At 64.3% G+C, this 15,699-nt stretch carries 16 protein-coding genes; 9 read left to right on the top strand and 7 right to left on the bottom strand.

Annotation, left to right across the window (positions count from 1 at the left end):
- The first annotated feature begins 202 nt into the window (after nt 1–202).
- The 4 genes from ACUXV1_RS21050 (at nt 203) to ylqF (ending at nt 2,550) form a co-directional block, all read left to right on the top strand.
- Nucleotides 203–772: a hypothetical protein gene (locus tag ACUXV1_RS21050; protein ID WP_019100861.1), complete on the top strand. Its 570-nt coding sequence runs from the start codon at nt 203–205 to the stop codon at nt 770–772.
- A gap of 40 nt (nt 773–812) precedes the next feature.
- Complete coding sequence (locus tag ACUXV1_RS21045) at nt 813–1,151, top strand: DUF4870 family protein (protein WP_043638081.1); 339 nt, start codon at nt 813–815, stop codon at nt 1,149–1,151.
- A 246-nt stretch (nt 1,152–1,397) separates the two neighbouring features.
- Nucleotides 1,398–1,610 (top strand): DUF3820 family protein, encoded by a 213-nt coding sequence (locus ACUXV1_RS21040; protein ID WP_019100859.1) that lies wholly within the window; start codon nt 1,398–1,400, stop codon nt 1,608–1,610.
- Between the two features lie 4 nt (nt 1,611–1,614).
- On the top strand, nt 1,615–2,550 hold the full coding sequence (ylqF, locus tag ACUXV1_RS21035; RefSeq protein WP_043638016.1) for a ribosome biogenesis GTPase YlqF: 936 nt from the start codon (nt 1,615–1,617) through the stop codon (nt 2,548–2,550).
- 64 nt (nt 2,551–2,614) lie between these two features.
- On the opposite strand, the gene ACUXV1_RS21030 is transcribed toward ylqF, so the two are convergent.
- From ACUXV1_RS21030 to ACUXV1_RS21005, 6 genes are all read right to left on the bottom strand, one after another.
- Nucleotides 2,615–3,301: a response regulator transcription factor gene (locus ACUXV1_RS21030; protein ID WP_081555504.1), complete on the bottom strand. Its 687-nt coding sequence runs from the start codon at nt 3,299–3,301 to the stop codon at nt 2,615–2,617.
- Nucleotides 3,279–5,192: a sensor histidine kinase gene (locus ACUXV1_RS21025; protein ID WP_446016418.1), complete on the bottom strand. Its 1,914-nt coding sequence runs from the start codon at nt 5,190–5,192 to the stop codon at nt 3,279–3,281. Before ACUXV1_RS21025 ends, ACUXV1_RS21030 begins: the two co-directional genes overlap by 23 nt.
- A gap of 174 nt (nt 5,193–5,366) precedes the next feature.
- Nucleotides 5,367–5,822, bottom strand: a complete 456-nt coding sequence (locus ACUXV1_RS21020) for a DUF3592 domain-containing protein (protein ID WP_114153717.1) — start codon at nt 5,820–5,822, stop codon at nt 5,367–5,369.
- On the bottom strand, nt 5,819–6,337 hold the full coding sequence (locus ACUXV1_RS21015) for a DUF3592 domain-containing protein (protein ID WP_081555492.1): 519 nt from the start codon (nt 6,335–6,337) through the stop codon (nt 5,819–5,821). The genes ACUXV1_RS21020 and ACUXV1_RS21015 overlap by 4 nt, the downstream gene beginning before the upstream one ends.
- A gap of 7 nt (nt 6,338–6,344) precedes the next feature.
- A complete protein-coding gene (ruvX, locus tag ACUXV1_RS21010; protein ID WP_043594155.1) occupies nt 6,345–6,782 on the bottom strand; it encodes a Holliday junction resolvase RuvX in 438 nt (145 codons plus the stop codon).
- On the bottom strand, nt 6,766–7,329 hold the full coding sequence (locus ACUXV1_RS21005; protein ID WP_043638035.1) for a YqgE/AlgH family protein: 564 nt from the start codon (nt 7,327–7,329) through the stop codon (nt 6,766–6,768). Before ACUXV1_RS21005 ends, ruvX begins: the two co-directional genes overlap by 17 nt.
- Here ACUXV1_RS21005 and smc point away from each other — a divergent pair.
- The 3 genes from smc (at nt 7,328) to ACUXV1_RS20990 (ending at nt 13,280) form a co-directional block, all read left to right on the top strand.
- A complete protein-coding gene (smc, locus tag ACUXV1_RS21000) occupies nt 7,328–10,948 on the top strand; it encodes a chromosome segregation protein SMC (RefSeq protein ID WP_446016415.1) in 3,621 nt (1,206 codons plus the stop codon). The two genes, ACUXV1_RS21005 and smc, sit on opposite strands and share 2 nt — an antisense overlap.
- 284 nt (nt 10,949–11,232) lie before the next feature.
- Nucleotides 11,233–12,609 (top strand): nitrite extrusion protein, encoded by a 1,377-nt coding sequence (locus tag ACUXV1_RS20995; protein ID WP_043638040.1) that lies wholly within the window; start codon nt 11,233–11,235, stop codon nt 12,607–12,609.
- Nucleotides 12,610–13,004: 395 nt separating this feature from the next.
- Nucleotides 13,005–13,280, top strand: a complete 276-nt coding sequence (locus ACUXV1_RS20990; protein ID WP_446016413.1) for an energy transducer TonB — start codon at nt 13,005–13,007, stop codon at nt 13,278–13,280.
- 105 nt (nt 13,281–13,385) lie between these two features.
- Here ACUXV1_RS20990 and ACUXV1_RS20985 read toward each other — a convergent pair whose 3' ends face one another.
- Nucleotides 13,386–13,853, bottom strand: coding sequence for a MarR family winged helix-turn-helix transcriptional regulator (locus tag ACUXV1_RS20985; RefSeq protein WP_019103187.1), 468 nt, complete (start codon nt 13,851–13,853; stop codon nt 13,386–13,388).
- A gap of 275 nt (nt 13,854–14,128) precedes the next feature.
- Here ACUXV1_RS20985 and ACUXV1_RS20980 point away from each other — a divergent pair, with 275 nt between their 5' ends.
- Together ACUXV1_RS20980 and ACUXV1_RS20975 are read left to right on the top strand one after the other, a co-directional pair.
- The gene (locus tag ACUXV1_RS20980) at nt 14,129–14,422 is read left to right on the top strand and encodes a hypothetical protein (protein WP_156038981.1); all 294 of its coding nucleotides are present in this window, start codon (nt 14,129–14,131) and stop codon (nt 14,420–14,422) included.
- 13 nt (nt 14,423–14,435) lie between these two features.
- Nucleotides 14,436–15,614, top strand: a complete 1,179-nt coding sequence (locus ACUXV1_RS20975) for a cell division protein ZipA C-terminal FtsZ-binding domain-containing protein (protein ID WP_446016412.1) — start codon at nt 14,436–14,438, stop codon at nt 15,612–15,614.
- Nucleotides 15,615–15,699 lie beyond the last annotated feature (85 nt).

Here is a 15,699-nt window from a genome sequence, read left to right as displayed (position 1 = left end):
ACTCAATCTTTCGCCTTCTTCAACAGCTATTTTTATTGGTACCGCACACCGGCGGCGCCAAGGGATGGCTGTGAACTGAAAGATTGATCCAGCACTAGTAAAGATTCCCGATAAATGCCGCCGCGCTACCGGCGGCATTTGTTTTTCCTCCCCGAAATACATGACCTCCGGAAGCCAGGCCAGACCCCAGGAGGTCCGTTCCATGAATGAAGTCAGCGATGCCGCGCAAATCGCGCGCCAGTCTTGGTCCCTGCTATGTCCTTGCGACGCCGTGCCGGTGAGAGTGTTGACCGACGGCGAACGCTACGCCAACCATCCGGCGCCGGACGCCGCGTGGATGGCCGCCGCGCGACGCGACGGCGGCGTGCTGGAAAGCCGCTTGCCGCAACTGCGCGCGATGGCCATGCTGCTGGCGGCGCAACGCTGGCGCGAACGGAGCGGGGAGACCTCTGCGCGGTTGGCCGATGCGGCGGATTGGCTGGCGGCGCGCATTCTGCTGCTGGGTCTCAGCCATGTGTTGGTGACGGCGGAGAGCTTTTCCCTGCTGGATTTGGCGAACCGTCGCTGCCGCGCGTGGTCCGAACAGACCGGCCAGCCGTTTGCGCCGGCGCTGCCCATCCTGGTGGCGGACGCCGGGGGCGAATCCTGCCTGCAAGCCTGGAGCCGCAGCGCCGAAGTGGCGCTGGCTTTGGCCGGCGGCAGAGCGGAGGCGGCATTGACGCGGCATTGCGAGCAGCGCTTGCAAGCGCTGCTGGCTAGGGTATCTTGTTAATTGTTTTGCATAAATTTTGAGCCGGGGAGGCATGATGTCGATGGACGTGATTACGCAAGAAGACGAACGCAAACTGAATAATCTGACCCTGGTGGTCTATATCCTGCAGGCAATCAGCCTGTTTGTCGGCCTGACCGGCCTGGTGGCGGTGATCATCAACTACGTCAAGCGCGACGATGCGCGCGGCACGCGCTATGAGAGCCATTTCAACTGGCAGATCCGCACTTTCTGGTGGGCCTTGCTCGGCACCGTGCTGGGCGTGGCCCTGGCCTGGATCCTGGTGGGCTTTGTGATCCTGGGCGTCACCTGGGTGTGGTACGTCTACCGCATTGTGCGCGGTTTCCTGAATTTCAACGACGGCAAGCCGATGCCGGAGTAAAGCGGTAAAAAAGGCGGGTGCGGACATGGATGATGCCCGGCGCCCGCAAGGGTTCTGCGCGAACCGGAAAATGGGCGGCGAACGCCGCTGGTTTTTGAAGGCCGCCTACATGCTAAACCCCGTGCCTGCTCGTCCCCAGTTAAACCCCGCCCGCGTTTGCGCCATGTCAAGCCGGAGCCGGGCAACGGGCATGGTCAGAGCGCCGCGGTTTTGGCACAATGCGCAACTTGCTTGAAGGGAGCCGCAATGCAAGCCGATGATTTGCAAAGCCTGGTGACCCGGGCCATGCCGTTTGGCAAACACAAGGGCACGCTGATCTGCGATCTGCCCGGCAACTATCTGAACTGGTTCGCCCGCGAAGGATTTCCCCCCGGCGAAATTGGCCGCCTGCTGCAATTGATGCAGGAGCTGGACCATAATGGTCTAACCTATCTACTTGATCCGATAAGAAAGCGCTAGAAGCATGGCAATCCAATGGTTCCCCGGCCATATGAACAAGGCCCGCAAGGATGTGGCCGAGCGATTGAAAGACATCGACGTGGTCATTGAAATGCTGGACGCGCGGCTGCCGGCTTCCAGCGCCAATCCCATGCTGGCGCGCATGGCCAAGGGCAAGCCGCGGCTGATGATTCTGAACAAGCAGGATCTGGCCGACGCCGCCGCCACTTCGCAGTGGCTGGAATGGTATCGCGCCAAGAAGAACACCCAGGCGCTGGGCATGGATGCCGGCGAACGCGCGCCCGCTCAGAAGCTGGTGGCGGCCTGCCGCGAGCTGGCGCCGACGCGCGGCGGCCTGGAAAAGCCGCTGCGGGTGTTGATCTGCGGCATCCCCAACGTTGGCAAATCCACGCTGATCAACAGCATGAGCAGCCGCAAGGTGGCCAAGACCGGCAATATGCCGGGCGTTACCAAGAACGAGCAGCGCATCATTCTGGCCGACGACGTGGAGTTGTTCGACACCCCGGGCATGCTGTGGCCCAAGATCGAGGTGGAAGAGGGCGGCTACAATCTGGCGGCCAGCGGCGCGGTGGGCCGCAATGCGATGGACGAGGAGGAAGTGGCGCTGGAGCTGCTCAAGTATCTGCTCCAGCACTATGCGCCGGAATTGACCGCGCGCTACAAGCTGGACGACATCGCCGGCCAGCAGGACTGGCAGGTGCTGGAAATGATAGGCCGCAAGCGCGGCGCGGTGCAGTCCGGCGGCAAGATCAATGTGCAAAAGGCGGCCGAGATCGTGCTGACCGATTTTCGCGATGGCAATATTGGCCGCATCACGCTGGAACGTCCGGCCGAATGGCTGGCGTGGGAAAAGCGGGCCAAGGAGTTGGCCGCCATCCGGGCCGCCGAGCGCGAAGCCAGGCAACAGGAGAGAGACAGCAAGAAATCCGGCAGCCGTTGAGCCGGCGTCCATTCTCGCCCCGCCCATACGCGGCCCGATTCCGGGCCGCGTTTTATTTGCCTGGTCAAAGCGGCTGGCAGGGCTCGCTGAACCCATAGCCCACGCCCCGGGCCGCCAGGATGGGATTGTGCTGCGGCGCGATGCCGCTGAGTTTGCGCCGCAGCCGGCTGATCAAGGTTTCCAGCCGGCGCTCATCGTAGTGCAGGTAATTGGCGCCCAGCGCTTCCGCCAATTCGCGGCGGTGCGCCGGTTCCGGCGCGCGCCGCAGCATTGCGCTCAGCACTTGGTGTTCCGCGTGGGTCAGGTGCAACTGTTGGCCGTTGGGCGCGGTCAGCATGCGGTTGGCGGCGTGGTAGCGCCACCCGTCGGCGCGTTCCGCCGCGTCGCCGTCCAGCCGCCGCAGCACGCTGGCCAGCGTGGCCAGCAATTCCGCCAGCGGGGTGGGCTTGACCAGATAGGCGTCGGCGCCTTGCTGCAAGCCTTGAACCTTGTCGTCCAGCGCGCCGCGCGCGGTGAGCATGACTTGTCCCAGGCCTGGGTGGCTGGCGCGCAGCCTCCGGCTGAGCGCCATGCCGTCGATATCGGGCAAGCCCAGATCCAGAATCAGCAAGCGGCAGGGATGCTCGGCCAAGTGCCGCTCCAACTCCTGGCCGCAAGCCAGGCCGGTGGCTTGATAGCCGCAGCGTTTGAGCTGGAACAGCAACTCTTCGCGCAGGTCCGGATTGTCTTCAAGCAAGGCTATATGCGTCATGAGCGGCTTTCGGTAGATACAAGATGAAACTAGCGCCGTGCGGCCAGTCAGGGTCCAGGCCCAGTTCGCCGCCGTGCTGAACGGCGATGCGCCGCGCCAGATGGAGGCCTAGCCCCAGGCCGGGATGGTTGCTGGTCTCCGCCAGCCGAGTGAAACGCTGGAAAATCGCTTCTTCCTGGCCCGGCGCGATGCCGGGGCCGTGGTCGCTGATCTGCCAGACGATGCGGTCGGCTTGGCGGCGGATGCCGATTTGAATGGGGGTGTCCGGGTGCGCGTATTTCAGGGCGTTTTCCATCAGGTTCTGCAACAGCACCGACAGCAGCTGCGCGTCTCCGTAGAGCGGCATGCGCTCTTGGCCGATTTGCAGCCGGAACCGCCGCTGCTCATCCGCGTCCAGCTGTTCCAGGCTGTGGCGGGTCAGCTCCAGCAAGTCCAGCGATTGCGCGTGCAGCCTGGCGTCGCTCACATCGGCGCGGCCGTGTTGTTCCGCCAGCCGCATCAATTCCTGCATCCGCAGCAGCGCGCGCTGAATGCGCTCGTGGCGGGCCTGGCGCTGTGCGAGCACCGTCGGCTCCGGCGCGTCCTCCTCCAGCAGACGCAAGCTGCTGCTGGCGGCGTCAATGATGGCCACCGGGGTGCGGATTTCATGGGTGATCATCGCCAGCAGGTCGGTCTGCTCCTCGCGCGCCTCCCGCTGGCGCAGGCTATCGGCCTGGGCCTGGCTGGCCTGGTGCAGCGCCTCGATGCGTTCGCGCTCCAGCGTGCGCATGCGCAGGAACAGACCGATGTAGAGCAGGGTGATGGGCGGCAGGTCGGCCAGCCGGCCGTATTCCTGGATCCAGGATTGATAGGGGATGTGCCCCAGGTGCAATAGCAGCGCGGGGATATTGAGCGCCAGATTGGTGGGCAGGTGCAGCGCGATCAGGCGGTCGCCGCTATCGTTGCGTTGCCATAGACGCCAGCAGACCGGCAAGGTCAGCAGATTGATGAAGATGACGGCGTAGAGCGTGACCGGAATGCTGTAGGCCAGGCCAAACGGCCAAAACAACGCGCACAGCACGGTGGCGGCGCCGGTGGCGGCCTGCAACTGGTATAGCCGGTAGGTGCGCGGGTAGTCTCGCTTCAGCTCCAGCAGATGGGCGAAGTAGGCGCAACCCAGAATGACGGCGGCGCCCAGGCCGACGTAATTGCACAGCAGCGCGATCTTGGGCTGCTCCGGAAACAGCAGCAGGCGTGCCATGCCGTCGGTGGCGAATCGATGGCAGGCCACCGCCAGGATGTAGCCGAACAGCTTGGCGTGCTGCGCTTGGCGGGTGATCAGCCAGGCCGCCAGCGCGATCAGCACCATGGTGAGCATATAGCCGTAAATCAGGCCCAGTTGCAGCAGGCGCTCGTTGTGGTGGGCGACCAGATCCGGCTCGCTCCACAGGCGCGGCTGCGCGTTCAGAGCCAGGGACTGGATCTTGACGAACACGGTCTGTTCGCGTGGCTGCAGGGAAAAGCTGGCGGCCATCAGCGGCAGCTCCATCGCGGACATCGGCCGCCAGGAGCCGATGTCCTGTCTTCGCCAGCCGCCGTCTGGCAGGGGTTGGAATAAGCTTAAGCGGGCCAAATAGCTGGGGATCAGCTCCAGCCAGGGCCGTGGCGGCACATCATGTAGCTGGAGCCGCAGCCAGCAGGTGTCGTGGCCGTAGCCGCGCGCCAGTTTGCCGTCTGGCAGCGGCTGGAAACGCGCTTGCCAGCCGGGGCTGGATATTTGATTGATGCCGAGACTGGCGTCGGCGCTGCAAAAGGCGCTGGCGTCCCGTTCGCTGAACGAGCGGAAGCCGGCGTGAGCTGCGCCGCCCATTAACAGCATGCACAGCAAGAGTATCGACAGCGCGCGTGTCATCGGGACAATAGCTCGAAATCCGGGATTGGGGCGACATTGTGACGGCAATGTCATTTTTTGTCAGTGCTTACGCCAAAAATTAAAACAGCCACCGTTAGCGTAATGAATAATGACTTTGTAATGACATGTCCGGGTGGACAGTTTTAGCAGTGAGCAGGGTGTGAGAGGTCGGTTTTAACGCCGCAGCAGCCATAGGCCGACAAGGACCACGAGCGCGCCCACGGCCTGGGCCAGCCACGCCGACCAGTGCTTGCCTGGCTCCAGGCAGGCCTCCTCTGGGTTTTGCGGATTGTAGAACACCTGCACGGCTTGGCTCGCCGGGTAGCGCTGAACGATTTCGAGTGCTTGTTGATCGCTGCTGCCGTAGCCTGGATTGGGGAAGCGCAGCCGCTCGGCGCGGTGGATACGGCCGGCCACGCGGTATTCATAGCGTACGACGGCGCGGTATTCCCTGCGATCCGAGCTGTCGCCGCCGCGAATAGGTCGCCAGTCCACTTCGCTGGAGACAATTTGGCCGACGACGCTGGGCCAGCCGGCGGCCTGTTGCGCCTTGGCGGACTGCTGCCACAGATAAACGGAAATGGCCAAGCCGATGGCGATGACCAGCAGGGCGATGACTTTTTCGCTCATGGGGCGCGGATGCCTCGGTGAACGCGCCGGCGCGGCAGCGGCAGCTTGGCCCGCAGCCGATACAGCAGCGCCCAGCCGAACAGCGCGCTCAGCGCCGCCAGGATGAATTTGGCGCTGCCGATATCGCTGTCCCCGCCCTTGATCAGCACGGACTCGGCGGGGCTGCGCGGATTGTAGTAGACGGTGATCGGCTTGCCGGCGGGAAAGCGCCGCGTCAGGTCGTCGGCGTTGCTGCGGTCGCCGGGCAGGGCGTTGTCGACGGCGAACAGCCGGTCGCTGTGATAGACCTGGCCGCGCACCGTGTACAGGTATTGCACATGCGGCTGCCAGTAAAGTTGATCGGGGTGTTCGGCGCTGGACACCACCAGCATGCGGCTGCTCTCCACGTGGCCCGGCGCGTTGCGCCATTCGCGCAATTGATGGCTGGGTGTCAGCAAGACCGCGATCAAGCCCAGCAGGCTGGCGAGAAAGGCCAGCATCAGCGCGCTGACCCGGGCTTGCGGCGAGAGTTTCATGATGGGGTCAGACGGCTTGTCCGGGGTGCTCGAACCAGGTCAGCAGAATGGCCTGGGCCGCCACCTGATCCAGCGCCGGCTTCTGCTTGCGGCCGCGCACGCCGGCTTCTTCCAGCATGGATTCGGCCACCACCGAGGTCAGCCGTTCGTCCACCAGCCACACCGGCAGGCCGTAGCGGCCCTTGAGCCGGTTGGCGAAGCGGCGCGCCAGTTGCGTCATCTGGTGTTCGGTGCCGTCGATGTGCATCGGCAGCCCCACCACCAGCTGCGCCGGCCGCCATTCCGCGATTAAAGCGGCGATGGCGGCGAAGCGCGCGTCGTTGATTTCCGTGTCTATGGTGATGAGCGGGTGGGGAATGCCGAGCAGGGTGTCCCCGACGGCGACGCCAATGCGGCGCTCGCCGAAGTCGAATGCCAAGGCGCAACCTTCAGGCATGGCCGACATCCGTGGACAATAGGGAAGGATCGAAGCCCAGCAGCGCCATCGCGGCGTCGTAGCGCTCCTCGCAGGGCAGTCCGAAGATGATGTCCGGCCGCGCCGGCACCGTCAGCCAACCGTTGTCGGCGATTTCCTGCTCCAGCTGACCGGCGCTCCAGCCGGAATAACCCAGCGTGATCAGCATGCGGTCCGGCTGCTTGTGGTTTTCGGACACCGCCATCAGCACGTCCTTGGACGTGGTCAGCGCGATGTCGTCGGTGACCAGCAGGCTGGATTGCCAATTGCCCACCGGCATGTGCAGCACAAAGCCCCGGTCCGGCTGCACCGGGCCGCCGAAGTAAATCGGCTCGGCGCGGAGCGAGTCGCCGTCCAGCGGCAGATCGATCTGATCGAACAACTGCGCCATGGCGATGCCGGAAGGCTTGTTGACGATCAGGCCCATGGCGCCGTGCTCGCCATGCTCGCAGACGAAGACCAGCGAGCGAGAGAACAGCGGGTCCGCCATATTGGGCATGGCGATCAAGAATTGATTGGACAACGATAGCGGTTCCATGCGGCCATTATGGCATAAGTGGGCTGTCTGGGTAGATGCGGCTGCGCGACGCGCAACAGGTCCGCGCGCGACGCGCGGCCGGCGCGGGCAACTGCTAAAATGCCGATTTTCGCCCAGCCATTGCGAGGACATCTTGCGTCTCACCCACATCAAGCTTGCCGGTTTCAAGTCATTCGTCGATCCCACCAGCATTGCCGTGCCCGGTCAACTGGTGGCGGTGATCGGCCCCAATGGCTGCGGCAAGTCCAATGTGATAGACGCGGTGCGCTGGGTGCTGGGCGAGTCCTCGGCCAAGCAACTGCGCGGCGAATCGATGCAGGACGTGATCTTCAACGGTTCGTCCACGCGCAAGCCGGTTAGCCGCGCTTCGGTGGAACTTGTGTTCGACAACGGCGACGGCGCGCTCACCGGCGCATGGGGTCAGTACGCGGAGGTGGCGATCAAGCGGGTGCTGACCCGCCAGGGAGAATCCAGCTACTTCATCAACAACCAGCAAGTGCGTCGCCGCGACATCACGGATCTTTTTCTCGGCACCGGCGTGGGTGCGCGCGGCTACGCGGTGATCGAGCAGGGCATGATCTCCCGCATCATCGAGGCGCGGCCGGAAGAACTGCGCGCCTATCTGGAAGAAGCCGCCGGCGTGTCCAAGTACAAGGAGCGCCGCCGCGAAACCGAACACCGCATCGCGGACACCCGCGCCAATCTGGAACGCATCGCCGACTTGCGACAAGAGCTGGAGCGGCAGGTGGAGCGCTTGTCCGAACAGGCGGAGGTGGCCGCCCAATACCACGATCTGCGCGGCGCGCTGACCCATAAGCAAAACCTGCTGGCTCTGGCGCGACGGGAAGAGGCCGCGCGCAACGAGGCGGCGGCGCGCGGGGAACTGGCGCGCATTGAAACCGAAGAAGCGGCGCTGGAAGCGGCGGTCACCCATGTGGAGGCCGAGTCCGAAACCGTTCGCGAAAGCCATTTCGTCGCCAGCGACGAAGTGCACGAGGCGCAGCAGCGCTTGTTCGAGGCCAACGCCCAACTGGCGCGGCTGGAAGAGGCGCAGCGCCACCGAGAGCAAAACCGCGCCCGCGTCGACCGAGAGCTGAGTGCCGTGCGCACCGAGCGTCAGGTGCTGGCCGAAAGCCGCGGCCAAGTGAAGGCTGAGCTGGACGACTGGCTGCCGCGGCGCGAAGAAGCGCAGATGAGGCTGGAAGAGGCGCAAATGACGCTGGAAGACGGCGCTGACGAATTGCCCACCGCCGAGGCGGAATACCGCGCGATAGAGCAGCAGCTGAACGGGCTGATCGCGCAGCAGGCCAAGCTCAGCCGGGATCGAGACCTGGCGCGCCAGAACGGCGAGCATCAGCGTCGCAATCTGGAGCAGCTGTCCGGCCGCGAAGACGCGTTGCGCCGAGAACTGAGCGATTTGAATCTGCCGGACCAAGAGCGGCAGCAAGCCGCCGCCGCCGAAGTGGAACGCGCGCGCGGCGCGCTGGAGACGGTGCGAGGCCGGCTGGTGGCCGACGAGGCCAAGCAGGCGGACCTGGCCGCCGAGCGCGAAAAACTGGACGAACAACTGGCCGCGCTGCGCGGCGAACAGGCGCGGGCCGAGGCCGAGGCCGCCGCGCTGGCCGGAATGCTGGCGCGCGAGGCGGCCAGCGAGCAATTGGACGGCTGGCTGCAGCGCCGGGGCCTGGCCGAGGCGCCGCAGTTGTGGCAGAGCCTGCAGGTGGAGCCTAAATGGCAGCCGGCGCTGGAAGCGGCGCTGGGCGAACGCCTGGCCGCGCGCGCCGCCGCGCTGTCCGGCGAATTGCCGCCGGCGGCGCTGGCGTTGGCGGACGGCGCGACGGCGCGGGACTGGGAAGCGGAGCGCTCGTGGCCGACGCTGTTGCAACAGGTGCGAGCAGCCCAACCCTTCCAGGCCGCCTTGCAAGACTGGCTGGCCGGCGTCTACTTGGCCGGATCGTTGGACGAGGCACTGGCCTTGCGCGAACAATTGCCGGCCGGCGCTTGCCTGCTGACGCCGGAAGGCCACCGCGTTTACGCCGCCAGCCTGTGCCTGCACGCCGAAGCCGGCGGCGACGGCCTGATGGCGCGCAAAGCGCTGTTGGAAGCGGCCCAGGCGCGCTTGGAGACCTTGTCGCCGGAAATCGACGCCTTGCAGCGGCGCCGCGAATCATTGCAAAGCCGCGGCGGCATGCTGGCCGAGGCGGTGCGGGCGCAAAAGGGCGCGTTGACCCGTTTGGAGGCGGAGCTGAACGCAGCGACTCTGGAGCACGTCAAGCTGGACCAGGCCGCGCGCCAGGGCGCGGCGCGGCTGGCGGCGATCGAGGCCGAGCGCCGGCGCATCGCCGAAGAGGGCGAATTGGCGCGCCAGAGCATCGCCGAAGCCGAAATGCTGGGCGAAGAGACGGCGTTGACGCTGGAAGAACTCACGGTGCAATTGGAGGACATGCGAGTTGACCGGCTCAATGCCGAGACGGGTTTGCAGTTGGCGCGCAACAAGACGCGCGACGCCGAGCGCATGCTGCACGAGATCAAGCTGGAAATGAGCACCGCCGAGCAGAAGGTGGCGGAGCTGGCGCGGCGAGACCGCGAACTGGATGAGCGCGATCAGCAACTGGCCGAGCGTTTGGAGACTCTGGCCGAGGAAGCCGAGGCGGTGGAGGAGGCGGTGCCCGAAGAGGCCTTGCAACTGGCCCTGGCCGAATGCGAACAGCGCGAGCACAGCCTGGGCGCGGTGCGTGACCGGCTCAACGGCCTGACCGAGAAGCTGCGCGAATTGACCCAGCAACAACAGCAAGCCAACGCCGCTTTGCCGGCGCTGCGCGAAGCGCGCTCGGACTGGTTGCTCAAGCACCAGGAGGCGAGGCTGGCGATGGAGCGTTTCGCCGAAGAACTGGCCAGCGCCGGCGCCGACGAAGCCGCGCTGATGGCCGATCTGAGCGAGTCGGTGAAGCCGAACGCGCTGGCCGCCGAGATCGCGCGGCTGGCGCGCGCGTTGGAAGGGCTGGGCGCGGTCAACCTGGCGGCGCTGGAGGAGCTGGATGAAGCCAGGAAGCGCGGCGACTACCTGGCCAATCAGTCCGAAGACCTGAATCAGGCAATGGCCACCTTGGAAGAGGCGATCGCCAAGATAGACGGCGAAACCCGCGAGATGCTGCAAGCCACTTACGATGCGGTCAACACCAAGATGCGGGAGTTTTTCCCCACGCTGTTTGGCGGCGGCCGCGCCGAGCTGGTGCTGACCGGGGAGGACTTGCTGGACGCCGGCGTGCAGATCATCGCCCAGCCGCCGGGCAAGAAGAACAGCACGATTCACCTGCTGTCCGGCGGAGAAAAGGCGCTGACTGCGATGAGCCTGGTGTTCTCGCTGTTCTCGCTGAACCCGGCGCCGTTCTGCCTGCTGGACGAGGTGGACGCGCCGCTGGACGACGCCAATACCAGCCGTTTCTGCGATCTGGTCAAGCAGATGTCGGAGCGAACCCAGTTTCTCTATATTTCTCATAACCGCCTGACCATGGAAATGGCCGAACAACTGGTGGGCGTGACCATGCAGGAACAGGGCGTCAGCCGCATTGTGGCGGTGGATATCGTGGAAGCGTTGAAAATGCGGGAAACCGCCTGAGAATCTGTTCAAAGTCTGCGGCGCTTCGTGAAGCGTTGCACGGTGAGTGCGAGCTCAAAATGCTCATGTACCACTTGACCATTGCGCTTTCTCAGCCGCTTTCGCCTTGTCTCACTCTAGCTGGCGAGACTTTGAACAGGCTCTGAAGGCTCGAGCTGCCCGCAGACTGTTTTCATTAGTTTCGGTTTGACGGCGCGCAAACTGTAGCGCGCGCGCGAATGGCATACTGCGCAGCTTCCCGGCGGCAGCGGCCGCCGGACGATATCATTGCTGGATGAATAGGCATGACCGTAAGCATCAAGCGTTGGGAACCTGAAAACCCTATCTTCTGGCTGCGCCGCGGGCGGCGCATCGCCAATCGCAATCTCTGGCTGTCCATCCTGTCGCTGCACCTGAACTTCAATATCTGGATGATGTGGAGCATGGTGGTGGTCAACCTGCCGGCGGTCGGGTTCGCGCTCAGCAATCAGCAGCAGTTCCTGCTGGTGTCGATTCCGCCGCTGGTCGGAGCCTTGATGAGGCTGTTGTACTCATGGATATGGAGCTGGGTGGGCGGCGGCCTGTGGCTGGGCATTTCCACCTTGCTGCTCTTGCTGCCGGCTTTGGGCGTGGCCACGGTGGTGCAGGATATTTCGACGCCGTTTCCCATGCTGTTGCTGGTGTCCGGCTTGTGCGGCATTGGCGGCGGCGCTAGCGCTTCCCATCTGTCCAATACCAGCTTTTTCTTTCCCAAGGCGGCCAAAGGGCTGGCGATGGGGTTGAACGCGGGGTTGGGAAATCTGGGCGTGTCGGTGGCGCAACTGGCGATCCCGGTGGTGATTCTGCTGCCCTTGTTCGGCGCGGCCGGCGGGCCGCAGATCTGGGGCGTTGGCGGCGCCGTGCACCCGGTGTGGCTGCAGAACGCCGGGTATCTGTGGCTGCCCTTCATCATCGTCATCGCGCTGGCCTGCTTGCTGTACGCGCATGATCTGCCCAAGCTGCGCATCACGCCGCATGACCAGCTGGACGCGATGCGCGATCCGCACACCTGGTATATCTGCCTGCTGTACATGGGCAGCTACGGCACTTTCCTCGGCTTCGCCGCAGCCTTCCCACTGCTGGCGCGCAATATGTTCCCGCTGATCGATGTCACGCCCTACGCCTTTATCGGGCCCATGGTCTGCGCCTTGTCGCGGCCGCTGGGCGGCTGGATGGGCGACCACATCGGCGGCGGCATCGCCACCATGCTCAGCAACGGGGTGATGGCGCTGGCCACCGTCGGCGTTTATCTGAGCATGCCCTCCGCCGGCAACGGCGGTTCGTTCTGGCTGTTCCTCGCCATGTTTCAGTTGATTTTCTTCGCTGCGGGCGTGGGCAACGGTTCGTCTTTTCAATTGGCGCCCAAGGTTTTTCTGTTGCAGGCGGGCCAGCGGGCCAAGGCCGCGGGCCTGGACGTTGCGGAAGCCTACGCGCGCGGCGGGCGGCGCGGCGCGTCGGCGATGAATGTCAGTTCGGTGATGGCGGCGTTCGGCGGCTTCGTGATTCCCAAATCCTTCGGCAGCGCGCTGGCCGCCTTCGGCAGTTTCCTGCCGGCTTTCGGCATGTTCTTTGTGTTTTATCTGGTGTCCATGCTGGTGGCCTGGTGGCATTACAGCCGGCCGGGCAGCCGGATGCGCTGCTGAGGCGAAAGATGGGCGCGCGCCCTGTCTGTTGGGCTTTGTTGGCGTCGCTGGCGCTGCATGCCTTGCTATTGTTCGCTTGGCAAGGTCGTCCGCCTCAGCCAAGCGTGGCCGCGTTGACGCTGAGACTGGCGCAGCCCGCGGGCGGACCTGAGCCCGTTATCGCTCAAAATGCGGCCAAGGCCGGGAATCAGGCCGGCAACAAGGTTGAAAATAAAGCGGCGGCCAGGCCAAGCTCCAAGCCAAGCGCCCGTTTTGCGGCGCCTCCGCTTTTACCTGAGGCCGGCCTGGCCGGGCCGGCGACAAGCGCCGTTGAGTCCGCCGGCGACAGTGGTGCGAAGAGCGGGGCCGCCGCGCAGCCGGGGGGCGGCGGCACATCGCAGGGCGGCGCGGACAGCGTGGCATTGTACCGCGCGGAATATCTTAACAATCCGCCGCCGGAATACCCGGAACGCTCGCGGGAAAACGGCGAGCAGGGCACGGTTTTACTGCGGGTGAGCGTTAGCGCCGCCGGCCGCGCCGGCGAGGTGACGGTGGCCGTCAGTAGCGGTTATCCGCGGCTGGACCGAGCGGCCAAGGCCGCGGTGGAGCGTTGGCGCTTCGCGCCGGCCAAACGCAATGGCCAGGCGGTGGATTCGGTGTTGATGGTGCCGGTGCGTTTTCAGAGCCCTTGAGCCGTGGGCGCGGCCGGAATTGAAAATGCAATGGCGGCGAGGGCGCGGGCCGCATCGCGGGGCCGCGTCTCGCCGCCGGGTAAAGGGCGGTGACGGCTGGAGAGATTAAGCCGTGACTTCTTCCTGTTCCTCCAGCGCCAGGCTGAAGCCTTCGCGCAGACGGCCCAGTTCCTGGCAGAAACCGGACAGGTCGTGTTCGCCAAAGCGTTTGAAGGCGATCTGCATATAGTCGATATGAGCGGGGAAGGCCTGATCGAACAGACGTTCTCCGTGTTGGGTCAAGGAAACGAATACGCTGCGGCGATCGTTTGGCTGCATGGTGCGGGTAACCAGACCCTTGTCTTCCAGCCGGTCGATGACGCCGGTCAGCGTCCCTTTGGTGATCAACGTGCGGTCGGACAGCTCCTTGCAATTCATGCCCTTGCTATGGCCCAGGGTGGCGACCACGTCGAATTGCGGCGGAGTCAGGCCCAGCTGACGAATGTGCTGGCTGGCAAACTGTTCGAATGCCTGGTAGGTGCGCGCCAGCTCGTGGACCACCGGAAGGAAACTGGCTTGAGAAGTGTTTTTCATCGATCTATCCCTTGCTTTCCTAAGCAGTGTTTAAGACGATTTGGAATCATTCATTTGCATGAACACGAAATATTCTGGCACGAGATATTTCAGAGCGCCCCTGTCAGAAATGTCATCTGCCGGACCTTTCGGCACTGAAAATGACGTTCCGCTTCCATTTGGCCCGCTTGCGGCGGGCCGATTCGCGACGTACAACGGCTGGCTGGAGCCGTTCTACGCGGTCTGATGGAACCAGCAGGGGCGATTCGGCATCCAATTCAGGTTGAGAACCCGGTTTGAAGCGCCAAATTGCCCGCATCAGCTATCGCCCCGGCTTGATTTACGCTGGCGGCAAGGCATTTACGGCTAAATTGCCGCCAAATGATGCGCAAGCTGAGGCTTTCGTTATAATAACCGTGGTCTATCGCCGTTCTCGACTGGCCGAAACGCCAGATTCGAACGGTTTTGTTGCCGAATACTTAAAGGGAGGCTGTCGGCCCGGCTATTGCCGAATGACGCCGCATCGCGCATTGAGAGATGCGCCGGCGCGCGGCGAGGAGGCTGCCGACGGCTTCGATTATTCGCCTTAATGCGGACTGGCTGATGAGCGAATTACAGATTGGTGTATTGATACTGGGCGGCGCGGTGATCGCTCTGGTGTACGGATTCAATGCTTTTCAGGAATGGCGTTTTCGCAAGAAGACTCGCCAGGCCTTTACGCGCGGCCACGACGACGTGCTGCTGGACGTGCCCAAGAACAATGTGCGCGACGGCGTGAAGCAGGACCGGATGGAGCCGGTGCTGGTGGACGCCTCGCCGGAGCCGGACGATTACGCCGCCGCTTACTTTGAGCCGCAAATCCTCGTGGAGCCGGCGCGAGCCGAGCCTGACCGGCCGCGCGAGGCGGTCTTCGACGCGGTGCCGGTGGTGGAGGAAGAGGACGAAGCCCCGCAGATGGACTCCGCTGATCACCAGGCGCTGGTGGTGGCGATGCTGGACCCGTCTTTGGATTTCATCGCCGAAGTGGTGTTCCATGCGCCGCACGAGCTGGCGGCGATTCCGCGTTTCAACGTGGGCAAGCGCACCCAATTGATAGGCCGCACGGAAAAAGGCCTGTGGAAGCCGGCCGAAGCCCTGCCTGGAACCCGTTACAAGCAGATCAACGTCAGCATGCAGATGGTGGATCGCAGCGGTGCGGTGACTGAGCAGGAACTGGCCGGTTTCTGCCAGCAAGTATCGCGTTTCGCCGAGGAGCACGACGCCGCGGTCAGCTTCCCGCAGCGCCAGCAGAAGCTGGTGGCGGCGCGCGAACTGGACCGTTTCTGCGCCGACGTGGACGTGCTGATCGGCATCAACATCGTGCCGCAGGGGCCGATAGAAGGCACGCGGCTGCGCAGTTTCGCCGAGGCCGCCGGCCTGCAACTGGAGCCGGACGGCGCTTTCCATTACCTGGCGGACTCTGGCAACACCCTGTATTCGCTGATGGCGGCCGACCAGATGCCGTTCACCTTCCACACGCTGCTGGACAAATCCTTCCCGGCGCTGACTCTGTTGTTCGACGTGCCGCGCGTGGCCGGCGGGGTCGAGGTGTTCGACCGGGCCGTGTATTTCGCGCGCCAGTTGGCGCAGGAGTTCGATGCCCAACTGGTGGACGACAACCGCCGTCCGCTGTCCGACGCCGGCCTGACCCGCATTCGCGACCAATTGCTGCACATCTACGGCAGCATGGACGACCGCGGCATCGCCCCCGGCAGCGTGGCCGCGTTGAGACTGTTTGCCTGAAGCCGGCAGGAAGCCTCGGTGTCGCCTTGCTGTCCAGCCGCTACACTGGGGTAATCGGCCCGCTAGATAATCTTCCGTTTCCAAG

The sequence above is a fragment of the Chromobacterium sp. W521 genome (assembly GCF_052805975.1).
The sequence above is the reverse complement of the archived record's forward strand: the minus strand, read 5'-3'. Positions and strand labels throughout refer to the sequence as shown.

What these genes read in the sequence shown, in the direction of transcription:
- ACUXV1_RS21050 (WP_019100861.1), top strand. Translation starts at nt 203, where the DNA reads ATGAATGAAGTCAGCGATGCCGCGCAAATCGCGCGCCAGTCTTGGTCC.
- ACUXV1_RS21045 (WP_043638081.1), top strand. Translation starts at nt 813, where the DNA reads ATGGACGTGATTACGCAAGAAGACGAACGCAAACTGAATAATCTGACC.
- ACUXV1_RS21040 (WP_019100859.1), top strand. Translation starts at nt 1,398, where the DNA reads ATGCAAGCCGATGATTTGCAAAGCCTGGTGACCCGGGCCATGCCGTTT.
- ylqF (WP_043638016.1), top strand. Translation starts at nt 1,615, where the DNA reads ATGGCAATCCAATGGTTCCCCGGCCATATGAACAAGGCCCGCAAGGAT.
- ACUXV1_RS21030 (WP_081555504.1), bottom strand. Translation starts at nt 3,301, where the DNA reads ATGACGCATATAGCCTTGCTTGAAGACAATCCGGACCTGCGCGAAGAG.
- ACUXV1_RS21025 (WP_446016418.1), bottom strand. Translation starts at nt 5,192, where the DNA reads ATGACACGCGCGCTGTCGATACTCTTGCTGTGCATGCTGTTAATGGGC.
- ACUXV1_RS21020 (WP_114153717.1), bottom strand. Translation starts at nt 5,822, where the DNA reads ATGAGCGAAAAAGTCATCGCCCTGCTGGTCATCGCCATCGGCTTGGCC.
- ACUXV1_RS21015 (WP_081555492.1), bottom strand. Translation starts at nt 6,337, where the DNA reads ATGAAACTCTCGCCGCAAGCCCGGGTCAGCGCGCTGATGCTGGCCTTT.
- ruvX (WP_043594155.1), bottom strand. Translation starts at nt 6,782, where the DNA reads ATGTCGGCCATGCCTGAAGGTTGCGCCTTGGCATTCGACTTCGGCGAG.
- smc (WP_446016415.1), top strand. Translation starts at nt 7,328, where the DNA reads ATGCGGCCATTATGGCATAAGTGGGCTGTCTGGGTAGATGCGGCTGCG.
- ACUXV1_RS21005 (WP_043638035.1), bottom strand. Translation starts at nt 7,329, where the DNA reads ATGGAACCGCTATCGTTGTCCAATCAATTCTTGATCGCCATGCCCAAT.
- ACUXV1_RS20995 (WP_043638040.1), top strand. Translation starts at nt 11,233, where the DNA reads ATGACCGTAAGCATCAAGCGTTGGGAACCTGAAAACCCTATCTTCTGG.
- ACUXV1_RS20985 (WP_019103187.1), bottom strand. Translation starts at nt 13,853, where the DNA reads ATGAAAAACACTTCTCAAGCCAGTTTCCTTCCGGTGGTCCACGAGCTG.
- ACUXV1_RS20975 (WP_446016412.1), top strand. Translation starts at nt 14,436, where the DNA reads ATGAGCGAATTACAGATTGGTGTATTGATACTGGGCGGCGCGGTGATC.